This is a genomic window from Chromatiaceae bacterium, from assembly GCA_016714645.1.
Lineage (GTDB): Bacteria > Pseudomonadota > Gammaproteobacteria > Chromatiales > Chromatiaceae > M0108.
In genome coordinates this window covers 158,392-170,905 of sequence record JADKCI010000004.1, presented here as the reverse complement: position 1 = coordinate 170,905, position 12,514 = coordinate 158,392, and the positions used below count along the sequence as shown (strand labels likewise).

The following is a 12,514-nucleotide window of genomic DNA, read 5'->3' as shown; positions in this document are numbered from 1 at the left end:
AGAACCTCAGAGGTCGAGGCTGATCCAGACGGGACAATGGTCGGAAGGCTTGTCCATGGCGCGGATATCGTAGTCGATGCCCACATCCACCAGACGGCTGGCCAGGGGGGCGGTAACCAGGACGAGATCGATGCGCAGGCCATGCTTGGGTTCCTGCTCAAAGCCACGGCTGCGGTAATCAAACCAACTGAAGCGATCATCGATTTCCGGATATTTCAGGCGATAGGCGTCCACCAGTCCAAAACCCTGGAGGGTGGCGAGCCATTCCCGCTCCTCGGGCAGAAAACTGCACTTGCCTTCCCGCAGCCAGCGCTTGGCGTTGTGCGCACCGATGCCGATGTCCAGGTCCAGAGGCGCCACATTCATATCGCCCAGGACGACCAGATTCTGGTCGGGGGTGAAACAGTCGCGCGCGTAGGCAGCCAGGTCCGCGTAAAACTGCCGCTTGGCGGGAAATTTAACCGGGTTAGCGCGCCCTTCCCCCTGCGGGAAATAGGCGTTGATAACCGTAACCGCCTCGCCATTAGGCAGGGCATAGCGGCCGGTGATGACGCGGCGTTGGGCATCCAGGGGGTCATGCGGCAAGCCTTTGCTGATCTCCAAAGGTTGCGCCTTGCTGAGCAGGACCACTCCATAATGGGACTTCTGGCCATGGAATTCAGCCTGATAGCCCAGCCCCTCCGTGATGTCGAGGGGGAAGGACTCGTCATGCACCTTGGATTCCTGGAGACCGATGACATCGGGATCATGGCGGACCTTGAGCGCCGCCAATTGATGGGGCCGGGCACGGATCCCATTGATATTGAATGAAACAATCTTGAACATGGTCAGTGCCTGGCGATCACTCGCCGCAGCGCGACCTGGGCGCGGTTGGCGGGGGTGGCAAATCCGATGCCAACATTACCGCCCGTCGGCCCCAACAGGGCGGTGTTGATACCCACCACCAGGCCGCTCAAATCGATGAGGGGCCCTCCGGAATTGCCCGGATTGATGGAGGCGTCGGTCTGAATCAGACCGCCGACCCCGGCGCCGCCCATGCCCTCGCGCCCCAGGGCGCTGATGATGCCAGAGGTGACCGTCTGGCCAATGCCGAAGGGATTGCCGATAGCCAGGACGAAATCACCCACCTCCAGACGGTCCGAGTCGCCAAATTGCAGGGCCGCGAGCCCGGGCGGCACGGGCGTCAGCACCAGCACGGCGATATCGGCCGCCGCGTCGGTGCCCAACAAGCGGGCGGAGAAGCTGCGCCGGTCCTTGAGGGTGACCGTGATGCGGCTGGCGTCCTTGATGACATGGGCGTTGGTCAGGACATAGCCCTGGGCGGCATCGACGATCAGCCCAGAACCCACGCTCTGCTGGCGCCCGCCTTCCACGGATTCCGGGAAGGGGATGTCCATGGTCTCCAGGAAGCGGCGAAAGTTAGGGTCGCTCAGAAAGGGATGATCGCGCTGGGGGATGGTGGTCTCCACGGCGACGTTCACCACCGCTGGCGTGACCTGACGCAAGAGGGGCGCCAGGGTCGGGTTGCCACCCCGGCGGAAGGGCACTTCCAGGGTATCCCGGCCGCCCTCCCCGGCCACGGGGGCCGTGGACAGGGGGGCGCAGCCGGCCAGGGCCATCGCCAGGAGGGTGGCCGCCAGGGCGAGGAGGCGATGGAAGGGGATCATGGCGTCTGTCCGGGGGTCAACACTTGGACCCTGGGCAATAGCGGGAAACATCGGGGGCCCGCGCCAGGGTATCGGCGACCTCCAGCCGCAGATTATAGGCCACCGGCTCGTTGATCATGAGTCCGAAAGGCTCCCACCGGCCCTCGCGCCGCACGAAACCCGCATAAGTACTGACCCCTTTCAGGCTTCCCGTCTTGGCCCTGGCCACCCCCCCATGCGCTGGCAGCAAGTCGCGGTGGGGTGCGAAGGCCTTCACCGCCTCCAGCAACTGGCGCGCGCTGAGGCGATTGGCGCGAGACAGGCCGGCACCATCCTCGATCCGGTAATCACGCCAGCGAAATGCCTGGTCCACCCACTTTCGGGCTGCCTGTTGCGCCTGGGCCATGCCCAGTGCCCGCTGGCCCTCCTTGCCGCCCAGCATGACGAAGAGGTAATTGGCGATGAAATTATTGGAGTATTCCAGCATGGAGGTCAGGACCTCGCGCAAATTTCGGCTACTCTCGTGCCGATAAAGGCGCTTGGCCCCGGAAGGCACCTGGCCGAAGCGGAAATCGCCCTTCACCGCAATCCCAGCCGCTTCCAGCTTGGCCGCCAGAACCTCACCGGCATAACGCAGGGCCATCTGCCGATCCTTGAGGTTGACCCGGTGCTTGCCTAGCCCCAACCGGGCGGCGATCTCCCGCCCCAGGGGGGTCATGGGCGTCTGGGACTCGCCACTCAGGACCTTACCCCCCTCCTTTGTCAGGGCCAGGGTGTTAAAGTTGACCGCCAGGGCCGTCACCGGGGCATCGTAGGGATTGTCACTGGAGGAGCGCCCATCAATACTCAGACCCGGCGCAAAAAGGCCATCATCCAGCCCGATCCCCGCCACCGAACGCAGGCCTTGGCTCTTCAAACCCGCCACCAGGCGATCAAGCTCCTCGGATACCAGGTAGGGATCGCCGCCCGTAACCCAGAGCCAGCCATCAAGAGTAGAAAAATCCGTGTGGAAACGATGATCCAGCCCCCAGCGCTGAATAGCCGCCAGGGCCGTCACCACCTTCATGGTGGAGGCAGGAATCATGGGTTGATCCGCCAGGTGGGCGATGCGCACCTGGCCGTCCACCTCGAGGATCAGGCTGGCATCCTTCAGCGCCAGCACCTGCCTGACGGCATCGCCGGCCGCCAGGCCAGAACGGGGAGGCAGGGCGAGACCGCCAGCCAAGAGAGCAAGCAAGAGCGCCAGCAGGGAGGCCTTTGTCATGACACTTCGAAACCAGCTAGGGACGATTTGGGTAGGATAGGACCAATGGTCCCTGGGCACACGGGAATTATTCGCGCCCCGGATGCCACGAGGGCCGAGCCATGCACCTCAAGCTGCGCCAGATTGCCCGAGCTACGCGGGCCATGCGCCGCGAATGAAATGAGCGGGCGGCAACGCTGCGACCGGTTCCGCGCCGAACAGGACATCGAACACCGCCTCATCCCGCCCCGCCATCAGCGAACCCACGACTTGCTCGACGGCGTGCTCGCAGATGACCAAGTGGCCTCGACCTGACAAGGCAGGGTCCGGTCGATGTCGAGGCTTGACCGGGTCGACATTAGCCGCGCACAGCGACCTCGGCGGACTTTTGCTAAAAATCTTGACAACCATCGTCGAATCCCTTGCCTTTTTTTCCAACCTAAATAGCGCAAGTAGTTCAAACTTCATCAAGTATTTCCGCTCGTCTTCCTTCCCACTCAAGCTCACTGATCACACCATTTTCCTTTAGCTTATCCAATTTACGTAACCGTCCTTCAATATTTTCAGAGCCTGGGTTTCCTCTAGCTTCGTCGGGCCCAGCATCCAGATCATCATGGTGTTCCTTATATTTGGCATCTCTACTGCTTATCAGGGATCCCATGCCATAAAAAACCACGGCAGGTATCCAGAACGTCATAAGATAGCCAGCAAAATTTGGGTGATCCCAAGGGACTAAATAGACAATACCTAAACCAAGTAATCCCAGGATGATGCCGAATATTTTGAGTGATGCCGCCATTCTCCAAATCCTCCAGTAACGTCAAGACAACAGATTGCCGAAGCAAAACTTTCCAAGAAGTCCGGCATTGATCAAACATTTTTCAAGTGACGGGAATTGTCCTGAAATAACGCACAAGTAGGGATTTTTGTCGGCAGATGAGCAGGGACAGCATGCAGCCACGCCCTCATGGCACCCTGTGAAAGGGCGTCATCCACTGGTGGAAAAGGGGGGTAAGACCAGGAGTCGTACTGGAACCGCTGCCGGCAACTCAACTCCGAAGTGGTCAGTGAACGCGGAAACCTTGGGGGGACAAACTAAAAGTTGGTCGGGGTGAGAGGATTCGAACCTCCGGCCCCTACGTCCCGAACGTAGTGCTCTACCAGGCTGAGCTACACCCCGTCAATAAGTGCGTGCGACGGCGAAATCGACCATCATTTCCAGCGACGCGCGTTGCCCCGACTCGGGAAGCAGGGCAACCGCGTGTTTGGCGGAGGCTGCGTGTCGGCGAGCAAGCGATATAGTGTACTCAATGCCACCGGTCGAATCAATTACGGCCGCAACCTCGGTGATGCGTTCGCGCCCGCCGTTTTCGATGGCCTCCCGCAGCAGGGCCCGCTGTTCCGGCGTGCCGACCGCCAGGGCGCGGATGACCGGCAGAGTCGGCTTGCCCTCGGCCAGATCGTCACCCAGATTTTTACCCAGATCCTCGCTCTTGGCGCGATAGTCGAGGGCATCGTCGACCAACTGGAAGGCAACCCCCAGATGACGGCCATAGTCGGCCATGGCCGTCTCGATCTCGGGGGGCGCGTCGGCCAGCACGGCGCCGATGCGGGTGCCGGCCTGGAAGAGAGTCGCCGTCTTGCGCTCAATGACCTCCATGTAGCGCGCCTCGGTGGTATCCGCGTCGTTGCAGTTCAGCAATTGCAACACCTCGCCCTCGGAGATGCGGCTGGTGGCATGGGAAAGGATGTCCATGACCCGCATGGAGCCCACATCCACCATCATTTCGAAGGAGCGCGAATAGAGAAAATCCCCCACCAGAACACTGGCGGCGTTGCCCCAGACGGCATTAGCCGTGTTGCGATGCCGGCGCTGATCGGAGCCGTCCACCACGTCATCGTGGAGCAGGGTCGCGGTATGGATAAACTCGATGACGGCCGCCAGATCGATATGACGGTCACCCACGTAGCCACAGGCACGCGCACTCAGCAACACGCCCAGCGGGCGCAGGCGCTTACCCCCACTGTTGACGATGTAGTGCCCGATTTGGTTAATCAGGGCGACATCGGACTGGAGACGACGCAGAATAAGGTCATCCACCGCCCGCAGGTCCGCGGCGACGGGGCCCCGAATTTCACTCAAGGACATTTGCGGCGAGATCGAAGGTTGCAAAAAGACTGTGGGATGCTAGGGATTGACGCCGGGCCTGTCAAGATTTATGGCAGGGCCCGTCAGGGCGTGGCTACCGGCAGAGGGCGTTGGCGGCCTGGCGGCGGCACGGCTACTGCCTGATTCCAGGATAATTTAGGGCATTTTTCGAGCGCGACCGCATCGCCTCCTCGCCAGATCAGACGGCTCTTGGGTCGAAACCCAAGGGAATGTTTGACTCGAACGGAGCCCAACCGCTATCATCTCGCGTCTTTGGTTAGCCGCCCGTCGTTGCGGGAGGCAGACAATGGTCATTGCTGGGGAAGGCATTCACATGTACGCGGTCATTCAAACCGGTGGCAAACAGTACCGGGTCGCCGAGGGCGACACCATCAAGGTCGAAAAGTTGTCGGTCGAGGATGGCGCCGACATCGAACTCGATAAGGTGCTCATGGTGGCCGATGGCGACCAAATCAAACTGGGCAAGCCCTACCTGGAAGAAGGCAAGGTCATGGCCAAGGTCAGTGGCCATGGGCGCGGCCCCAAGGTCAAGATCGTCAAGTTCCGTCGGCGCAAGCATCATTTGAAGCGCGCGGGTCATCGCCAGTCCTACACGGAACTGACCGTAACCAGTATCAGCGCGGGCTGAGGAGAGCACAGGCATGGCACATAAAAAAGCAGGCGGCAGTTCTCGTAACGGTCGCGATTCGGAATCGAAACGGCTTGGGGTCAAGGTTTACGGCGGCCAGCGCATTAACGCCGGCGGCATCATCGTCCGGCAGCGCGGCACCAAGTTTCGCAATGGCACCAACGTCGGCTGTGGCCGTGACCACACCCTCTTCGCCTTGACGGATGGCCATGTGCGCTTTCAGGTCAAGGGGCCCGACAATCGCAAGTACATCATGGTTGACAGCCTCTGAGAACCACGACAACCTGGTCCCACCAAAAAGCCTCGCCCGTCGGCGAGGCTTTTTGCGTTTCAGGACTGCCCGGAACCCGTTCCGCCCCGCCATCATGAACCAGAGCCATTCCGCCGATGAAATTTGTTGACGAAGTCCGCATCCGCGTCCAGGCCGGGGATGGCGGCGATGGCTGCGTCAGTTTCCGGCGCGAAAAGTTCATCCCAAAAGGGGGGCCGAACGGTGGCGATGGCGGCGATGGCGGCAGCATCCACCTGGTGGCCGATAACAATCTCAACACCTTGGTGGACCTGCGCTTCCAGCGCACCTTCCGGGCCCAGCGCGGCAAGAACGGCATGGGCAGTGACAAGAAGGGCCGCAAGGGCGAGGACCTGGTCATTCGCGTCCCCGTGGGCACCCGCATCTGGGACGAGGAGACCGGCGACCAGTATGGCGATCTCTGCCAGGAAGGCCAACGCCTAACCGTCGCCCAAGGGGGCTTCCACGGCATCGGCAACGCCCGCTTCAAGTCCAGCATCAACCGCACGCCGCGCCAATTCACCCCCGGCACGCCGGGAGAGACCCGCGAGTTGCGCCTTGAATTGATCCTGCTGGCCGATGTCGGCCTGCTGGGCTTTCCCAACGCGGGCAAATCGAGCCTGATCCGCCAGGTCTCCAGCGCCACCCCCCGCGTGGCGGACTACCCCTTCACGACCCTGCAACCCCACCTGGGCGTAGTGCGACTCGGCCAGGATCACAGCTTCGTCATCGCCGACATTCCTGGCATCATCGAGGGGGCCGCCGATGGCGCGGGGCTCGGCCTGCGCTTCCTCCGCCATCTGGCCCGCACCCGGCTGTTACTGCATCTGGTGGACATAGCCCCCCTTGACGAGGGCCTCGACCCGGTGGAAGAGATCCGCAAGATCGAGCGCGAACTGGCCCTCTATGGCGAGGGCCTGATGGACAAGGAACGCTGGCTGGTGCTCAACAAGCGCGATCTGCTGGAAGCGTCGGACTACGAGACCCGTCGCGCCCGCCTCCTGGAAGCACTGGGTTGGACGGGCCCCGTTTACGGCATCTCCGCCCTCACCGGCTCCGGCACCGACGACCTGATGGCGGATCTGATGAAGCGATTGGAGACCCTGCGGCTGGCCGAACGCACCGAGGCCGAGACCGCAGCCGCGGAGGACGACTGGCATCCCCTGGGGTGATCCCCTGTCGCCCCCAGGCCCATTCCCAAGCTGAACAGACTAGCATGATAACGCGAGACCAAATGCCCTCCACCCGGCGCTGGGTGGTCAAGATCGGCAGCGCCCTGCTCACCAGCGACGGCCAGGGCCTCAACCGCGCGGTCCTGGCCCCCTGGGTCGATCAGATGACCGAACTACGCCGGAGCGGGGCCGATCTGGTACTGGTATCCTCCGGCGCCGTTGCCGAGGGCATGGCCCGCATGGGCTGGAAGCGTCGGCCCAAGACCCTGCATGAACTCCAGGCCGCCGCCGCTATCGGCCAGATGGGCTTGATCCGCGCCTACGAGGACTGCTTTGACAAGCGCGGCCTGCGCACCGCCCAGGTACTGCTCACCCGTGACGACCTCATCGATCGCCACCGCTACCTCAACGCCCGCACCACCCTGCGCACCCTGCTGTCCCTCGGCGTCATCCCCGTCATCAACGAGAACGATACCGTGGCCACGGATGAGTTGCGCTTTGGGGATAACGACACCCTGGCGGCCCTAGTGGCGAATCTCATCGAGGCGGACCTGCTGGTCCTGCTCACGGATCAGGACGGCCTCTTCGACCGGGACCCGCGCTTTTCCGCCGAGGCCAGCCTCATCCCCCAAACCCGGGTCGATGACCCCTTTCTGGACGCCGTCGCCGGCGGCAGCGCCAGCGGCCTGGGCCTCGGCGGCATGGTCACCAAGGTCCGGGCGGCGCGACTGGCGGCGCGTTCCGGCACCCCCACCGTAATCGCCCCCGGCCGGGGCCCGGAGGTACTGACCCGACTGCGCGCCGGGGAGTCCGTCGGCACCCTGCTGTCACCCGTGCATGAGCCCGAGGCGGCACGCAAGCAATGGCTCGCCGGCCATCTGGTGGCGAGCGGCCGCCTGACCCTCGATCAGGGCGCCGTGCGCGCCCTGCGCACCCAGGGCACCAGCCTGCTGGCGGTAGGGGTCACCGCCGTCAGCGGGGGCTTCGCGCGCGGGGAGGTGGTGGCCTGCCTGGACCCGGATGGCCGCGAGGTCGCCCGCGGCCTGGTCAACTACGACGCCCAGGAGGCCGACCGCATCAAGGGCAAACCAAGTTCCCGGTTCGAGGCCATCCTCGGCTACCTCAATGAGGCCGAATTGATCCACCGCGACAACCTGGTGCTGGTGTGAGGGGCCCTGAGCCGCTGGGCCGGGGTCTCAGTTACCGCCAGTGACGGCCCCGGGCCAGGGTTGGATCGGCACCACCGAGATGCTGTTCTTGGGCGAACCCTCGATGATGCGATCGCTAAAGGTCAGATAGACCAGTACCTGGCGCTTGGCATCGAAGAAGCGCACCACCTGCATGGTCTTGAAGATGAGGGAGGTGCGTTTCTTAAAGACCTCATCGCCGTCCGCCTTACCCGAACGGATGTCCTCCCCAAGCTTGATGGGCCCGATCTGGCGGCAGGCGATAGAGGCGTCCGAGGTATCCTCGGCGACGCCCACGGCCCCCGAGATGCCCCCCGTCTTGGCCCGACTCAGGTAACAGGCTACCCCCGGCACGTCCTCGTCATCGAAGACCTCGACCACGACCTTGTCATTGGGTCCCAGCATCTTGAAGCGGGTGCTGACGCTGCCGATCTCCTCGCCCCCCAGGGCCTGACCGGCCACGAGGCTGGCGATCAGGCCAGCACACAGGATCAACCTTGTCATACTCTTGACTCCTCTTAATAGCCTAAATCTTAAGCGAACAGGCGTTCGCACTCCTGGTGGCTCCGGGTCAGACAGTCTTCGACCGAGACCCCCTGAAACCAGTTACCCGTAATACCCAACCGGGTGCCGGTCAGGGCGGTGTCGATGCGCGCCACCCGCTCCCCATGCCCGACCCGCAAGGCCGGCAGCCGATTGTGAACCCGGGCCAGACCGGCGATGGCCGCCGGGGCTATCCCCAGCGCGGCGCAAGCCCTCTGCTGCTGGTCCTCTGGGGTCAAGGCGCCGGGCCGGAAATGGAAACTAAAGCCCCGGTAGGCGCCATCGGCCAGATAATCCCGCGATACCATGGCGTTGAAGGCCTCGTCCACGGCGATGAGACCCGCGCTGGGCGGCAGATGCCCCAGGGCTTGAGCGGAAACACATAAGACCAGGGACTCGATCTCCCGCATCCCGATCCCGGCGATGGCCGCCACCGCCTCCTGCTGGTCCACCAGGGGACCAGCAGGAGCCCCCAGCAGGCGGGCCGCCACATCCGGTGGTGTCGCCAGGCTCAGGGTGGCGCAGCTCAACTCCTGGCCATCGGCCATCAGCAGCCAGAAGCGCTGCCCATCGCGCCGGATTTCCTTCAGGGTTTGCCCGGTTCGCACCGCCAATCCCGGCTGCCCGGCCATGGCCAGGGGGATCTCGGACAGACCCTGGGGCAGGGTGAAACTGCGCAGGACTTTCTTGCGTCTGGGCTTGCGGCGAAATAACAGATCCGCGGGGAAATCGTCCGCCTCCTGACAGATGACGGCACTGAAGGCCGGGCCAAAGAGGTCGCGATAATTGGCGGCCCCGAGCCCAGGGGCATAGTAGTCGCGCACGCTCAGACCCGCCTTCTTGGTGGTAAAAAGGCGGGGCAAGGACAGGAGCAGTTCCCCAAGGTGCAGGGCCGAGAAGATGGAGTGGCGCTGGCCATCCCGCCAGAGGGAAAAACTCACCTTGGCCTTGGGGGTGAGACGCGCCATCAACCCCAGGTCGCCCAGAATATCCAGCAGATGGCCGTAACTGTTGTAGCAGGTATGGGTCCCCGCCTCCACCCAGAAACCGCCACACGCCGGAAAGGCCTGGCTATTGATGCAACCCCCAACCCGCTCGGCCGCCTCTAGGACCAGGGTCGGGATGCCCCGGCGCGCCGCACCATGGGCCAGCCCCAGGCCACTGATACCACCGCCAACGACGATATGCTCGAAAGCCTCGCTCATAAAATCCACCCTCGCCCCACGGGAAAAATCATCTTGATTGGCGCCTGAAGCGTCACTGGGCCACCGCCTTATCGAGCCAGGCGCGCCCAAAAAGCCATCATCGGGCGCCCGCCCCCTCGCCCGGGTCCGGCTCTGGCGCCAGAATTCGCAAATGACTGATATCCGGCGCCACCACTGGCGTGGCTCCCTGATCGCACTCCGCCAGGCTCCATTCCTGGCCCGAGATCAGACTCATGCCGCTGATGTCCACCGTGGGTGGCGCTTGGCCCGGGTCCGGCTCCAGGGGCCGGCCATCCGCTGGCGCCAGAGTCCAGTCGCGCGGCAAGGCCGCCTTCACCTCGGGCACGGGGGTGGCGTGGGGCGCCGGCGCCACCGCGGGCCCCTGCTCCACCAGCCGCGCCAGCGCCCCCACCTCCAGAAAGACCTGTCGCAACCGCTCCGCCCGAGCCAGGTCCAGTCCCCGCTTCAGGGCCACCGTCTGCCCACTGAACAGCCGCGCCGCCACGGCGTCCGTGAGTTTGAACAACCCCTGAATCCGCGCCCTCGCCACCGCAGGATCAACCCCAGGCAGCAAGTCGCCGGAAAAGTGAATCTCATAGCTCGTCGTCATTGCACCTCTCTCGCTACCGGATCAGCCCTGGGTCACGCCCGGGTCCGGTTTGTGGGTGCCCGGACCTTGAGGGGCGACCGCGGAGGGGACGCGCCTAATCGACATGCGCCACGGGGCGCATCTGGCTATCGCAGACACCACCGACGCTCACGGACTTGGAGGCCGGCGCCGACTTGCAGTTCTCGCCCCGGTCCTTGATCTGACACTTGAGTTCCAGGGGCTTGCCCTCGGCCAGCCAGGAGGGCACCTTGCGATGGCGGCCAATCTTGTCGTGACGACAGCCCGCGGGGATGCCATAGGCCGGGCAAGAGGCCGGGGGCTTGCCGCTGACCTTGCGAGCATCAACGGCGAAGCCGGGGAAGTTATCCTCCAGGCGGATGCGATCGGCGTCCTCGTCCTCGGTGACGAGGAACTCGCGAAAGCGATAACCCTCCCCTTCCTTGCCATCGATCTGGATACGGGTGTTGGCGATGAGCGCAAAATCACCGCCCTTGCGGGCGATGGCGCCAGACATATATTCGACCCCCGGGTGCTTGGGAAAGCACTTGCCCATGGCCGGGGCATGGTAGTAGTTGCGCAGACCCGTGATATCCCGTAAGGAATTGCCGGGGAAGAGGTCACGCAGCGCCGCTTCGTCCCCATACATGATGCGCTCGACATCGCCGACACTCTGGGCATGCATGGCCTGGAGCTTGTCGTAATAGTCACCGCTACGGGCATTGCCGGCGCTGCCGAGGTCATCCCGCAGATAGCAGGAGGTGAGACCGGAGACTTGGGTGAGATATTCATCCCAGATGTTGTACTGGGCGACGGCGGAGGAGGCGCCCTGGAAGTCGCCAGGTTGACGGCAGCCTTGACCGGCCTGGCACCTGCCGACGGCGCGGTTACGGATGGACAGGGCAATGATATTGCGCTCGCAGGCACCATAGGCATTGCAGCCGCGGCCAAGATGGCCCTCGAAGAGGGCGGTGCGCATGACGTAATCCAGGTGCTTGGCGCGTTTGAGATCCTCGGCCGAGGCACGGCCCTGGTTGGCGGCGATATAGCTGTCCCAGGCCTGCGCCAGGGCGCCCCGGCGACCTACCAGGTCGTCGTTGACCTGGTCGCATTGGGGAGAATTATGGAAGCCGCGCACCAGCCGGTCCAGGGTGCTCCCCCCCCCGGCGCCCTGGCCCTTGCCGGTCCTGGGGGGATCGAAGGCGGGGGCCTTGGTCATGGCATAAAAGTCGCGGACGCTGATGACCCGCTTGATGCCAGGGCCACAGTGGTGATTCTCGACCTTCAGGCCCTTGCGCTCGGCCAGGGCCTTTTTGAATTTATCGGTCGCCTCGGGCCCGGCCTTGGCGGTGTCCACGACGACCTCAAAGCCAACGTAGGGGGTGCCGCTCTCATCCACCAGGGGCTCGCCATTACGGATCACCAGGCAGGGGATGATGGAACTACCCTGGGTGAGCTGGCCCGCCGGGGATTGGGGACCGCGCCTGGCGAAATCGTCCGCGTCATAGTAGGGGTTGGTCCTGGGCCCGTTGAATTTATAGAGAGTCATGACGGGGGTGGCCGGTATATCCGCCAGCGCCTGGATCGGGCCGAGCAGGAGGCCAAGGACCAGGAGGGCGGGCAGGAGCAGGTCGGGTTTCTTCATGGGCGCTTCCGGAATGAGGTCAAGGCGGCCTGGGGTTCAAACTTGCGAGACCCTCAGGCCAGGCTAGGGGGATGACAGGATTCTATACCGACCAAGCCGGGGTCGCGGATAATATCGCCGTTGCGGGCCCCTACCCAACAGCCATTCGACTGCCCCATCTCCGCAACGAGGACATGCCC

The 12,514-nt window shown here is 63.7% G+C and carries 14 protein-coding genes and 1 tRNA gene; 4 read left to right on the top strand and 11 right to left on the bottom strand.

Annotated elements, in window-relative coordinates:
* Positions 1–6: 6 nt before the first annotated feature.
* The 7 genes from xthA to IPN92_12580 all read right to left on the bottom strand — a co-directional run bounded on the left by xthA (position 7) and on the right by IPN92_12580 (position 5,038).
* Complete coding sequence (gene xthA, locus IPN92_12610; protein ID MBK8639062.1) at positions 7–825, bottom strand: exodeoxyribonuclease III; 819 nt, start codon at positions 823–825, stop codon at positions 7–9.
* Positions 826–827: 2 nt separating this feature from the next.
* Positions 828–1,667, bottom strand: coding sequence for a trypsin-like peptidase domain-containing protein (locus tag IPN92_12605; protein MBK8639061.1), 840 nt, complete (start codon positions 1,665–1,667; stop codon positions 828–830).
* 16 nt (positions 1,668–1,683) lie between these two features.
* Positions 1,684–2,910 (bottom strand): D-alanyl-D-alanine carboxypeptidase, encoded by a 1,227-nt coding sequence (locus IPN92_12600; protein ID MBK8639060.1) that lies wholly within the window; start codon positions 2,908–2,910, stop codon positions 1,684–1,686.
* A gap of 132 nt (positions 2,911–3,042) precedes the next feature.
* Positions 3,043–3,357: a hypothetical protein gene (locus tag IPN92_12595; GenBank protein MBK8639059.1), complete on the bottom strand. Its 315-nt coding sequence runs from the start codon at positions 3,355–3,357 to the stop codon at positions 3,043–3,045.
* Positions 3,347–3,688 carry an SHOCT domain-containing protein gene (locus IPN92_12590; protein ID MBK8639058.1) on the bottom strand — a complete coding sequence of 114 codons (342 nt, stop codon included), beginning with the start codon at positions 3,686–3,688 and terminating at the stop codon, positions 3,347–3,349. Before IPN92_12590 ends, IPN92_12595 begins: the two co-directional genes overlap by 11 nt.
* Before the next feature lie 304 nt (positions 3,689–3,992).
* Positions 3,993–4,069 (bottom strand) — tRNA-Pro (locus tag IPN92_12585).
* Positions 4,070–5,038, bottom strand: a complete 969-nt coding sequence (locus tag IPN92_12580; GenBank protein MBK8639057.1) for a polyprenyl synthetase family protein — start codon at positions 5,036–5,038, stop codon at positions 4,070–4,072.
* A gap of 334 nt (positions 5,039–5,372) precedes the next feature.
* Here IPN92_12580 and rplU point away from each other — a divergent pair, with 334 nt between their 5' ends.
* The 4 genes from rplU to IPN92_12560 all read left to right on the top strand — a co-directional run bounded on the left by rplU (position 5,373) and on the right by IPN92_12560 (position 8,317).
* Positions 5,373–5,687, top strand: a complete 315-nt coding sequence (gene rplU / locus IPN92_12575) for a 50S ribosomal protein L21 (GenBank protein ID MBK8639056.1) — start codon at positions 5,373–5,375, stop codon at positions 5,685–5,687.
* A 13-nt stretch (positions 5,688–5,700) separates the two neighbouring features.
* Positions 5,701–5,958, top strand: a complete 258-nt coding sequence (rpmA, locus tag IPN92_12570; protein ID MBK8639055.1) for a 50S ribosomal protein L27 — start codon at positions 5,701–5,703, stop codon at positions 5,956–5,958.
* A 116-nt stretch (positions 5,959–6,074) separates the two neighbouring features.
* Positions 6,075–7,148, top strand: coding sequence for a GTPase ObgE (gene obgE, locus IPN92_12565; protein MBK8639054.1), 1,074 nt, complete (start codon positions 6,075–6,077; stop codon positions 7,146–7,148).
* A gap of 44 nt (positions 7,149–7,192) precedes the next feature.
* Positions 7,193–8,317 carry a glutamate 5-kinase gene (locus tag IPN92_12560; GenBank protein MBK8639053.1) on the top strand — a complete coding sequence of 375 codons (1,125 nt, stop codon included), beginning with the start codon at positions 7,193–7,195 and terminating at the stop codon, positions 8,315–8,317.
* A 27-nt stretch (positions 8,318–8,344) separates the two neighbouring features.
* On the opposite strand, the gene IPN92_12555 is transcribed toward IPN92_12560, so the two are convergent.
* From IPN92_12555 to IPN92_12540, 4 genes are all read right to left on the bottom strand, one after another.
* Positions 8,345–8,839: a CreA family protein gene (locus IPN92_12555; GenBank protein ID MBK8639052.1), complete on the bottom strand. Its 495-nt coding sequence runs from the start codon at positions 8,837–8,839 to the stop codon at positions 8,345–8,347.
* Between the two features lie 29 nt (positions 8,840–8,868).
* Positions 8,869–10,083 (bottom strand): FAD-dependent oxidoreductase, encoded by a 1,215-nt coding sequence (locus IPN92_12550; protein ID MBK8639051.1) that lies wholly within the window; start codon positions 10,081–10,083, stop codon positions 8,869–8,871.
* Between the two features lie 97 nt (positions 10,084–10,180).
* Positions 10,181–10,693 carry a hypothetical protein gene (locus tag IPN92_12545; GenBank protein ID MBK8639050.1) on the bottom strand — a complete coding sequence of 171 codons (513 nt, stop codon included), beginning with the start codon at positions 10,691–10,693 and terminating at the stop codon, positions 10,181–10,183.
* Positions 10,694–10,787: 94 nt separating this feature from the next.
* On the bottom strand, positions 10,788–12,302 hold the full coding sequence (locus IPN92_12540; GenBank protein ID MBK8639049.1) for a hypothetical protein: 1,515 nt from the start codon (positions 12,300–12,302) through the stop codon (positions 10,788–10,790).
* Between the last annotated feature and the right edge of the window lie 212 nt (positions 12,303–12,514).

What these genes read in the sequence shown, in the direction of transcription:
- xthA (MBK8639062.1), bottom strand. Translation starts at nt 825, where the DNA reads ATGTTCAAGATTGTTTCATTCAATATCAATGGGATCCGTGCCCGGCCC.
- IPN92_12605 (MBK8639061.1), bottom strand. Translation starts at nt 1,667, where the DNA reads ATGATCCCCTTCCATCGCCTCCTCGCCCTGGCGGCCACCCTCCTGGCG.
- IPN92_12600 (MBK8639060.1), bottom strand. Translation starts at nt 2,910, where the DNA reads ATGACAAAGGCCTCCCTGCTGGCGCTCTTGCTTGCTCTCTTGGCTGGC.
- IPN92_12595 (MBK8639059.1), bottom strand. Translation starts at nt 3,357, where the DNA reads ATGAAGTTTGAACTACTTGCGCTATTTAGGTTGGAAAAAAAGGCAAGG.
- IPN92_12590 (MBK8639058.1), bottom strand. Translation starts at nt 3,688, where the DNA reads ATGGCGGCATCACTCAAAATATTCGGCATCATCCTGGGATTACTTGGT.
- IPN92_12580 (MBK8639057.1), bottom strand. Translation starts at nt 5,038, where the DNA reads ATGTCCTTGAGTGAAATTCGGGGCCCCGTCGCCGCGGACCTGCGGGCG.
- rplU (MBK8639056.1), top strand. Translation starts at nt 5,373, where the DNA reads ATGTACGCGGTCATTCAAACCGGTGGCAAACAGTACCGGGTCGCCGAG.
- rpmA (MBK8639055.1), top strand. Translation starts at nt 5,701, where the DNA reads ATGGCACATAAAAAAGCAGGCGGCAGTTCTCGTAACGGTCGCGATTCG.
- obgE (MBK8639054.1), top strand. Translation starts at nt 6,075, where the DNA reads ATGAAATTTGTTGACGAAGTCCGCATCCGCGTCCAGGCCGGGGATGGC.
- IPN92_12560 (MBK8639053.1), top strand. Translation starts at nt 7,193, where the DNA reads ATGATAACGCGAGACCAAATGCCCTCCACCCGGCGCTGGGTGGTCAAG.
- IPN92_12555 (MBK8639052.1), bottom strand. Translation starts at nt 8,839, where the DNA reads ATGACAAGGTTGATCCTGTGTGCTGGCCTGATCGCCAGCCTCGTGGCC.
- IPN92_12550 (MBK8639051.1), bottom strand. Translation starts at nt 10,083, where the DNA reads ATGAGCGAGGCTTTCGAGCATATCGTCGTTGGCGGTGGTATCAGTGGC.
- IPN92_12545 (MBK8639050.1), bottom strand. Translation starts at nt 10,693, where the DNA reads ATGACGACGAGCTATGAGATTCACTTTTCCGGCGACTTGCTGCCTGGG.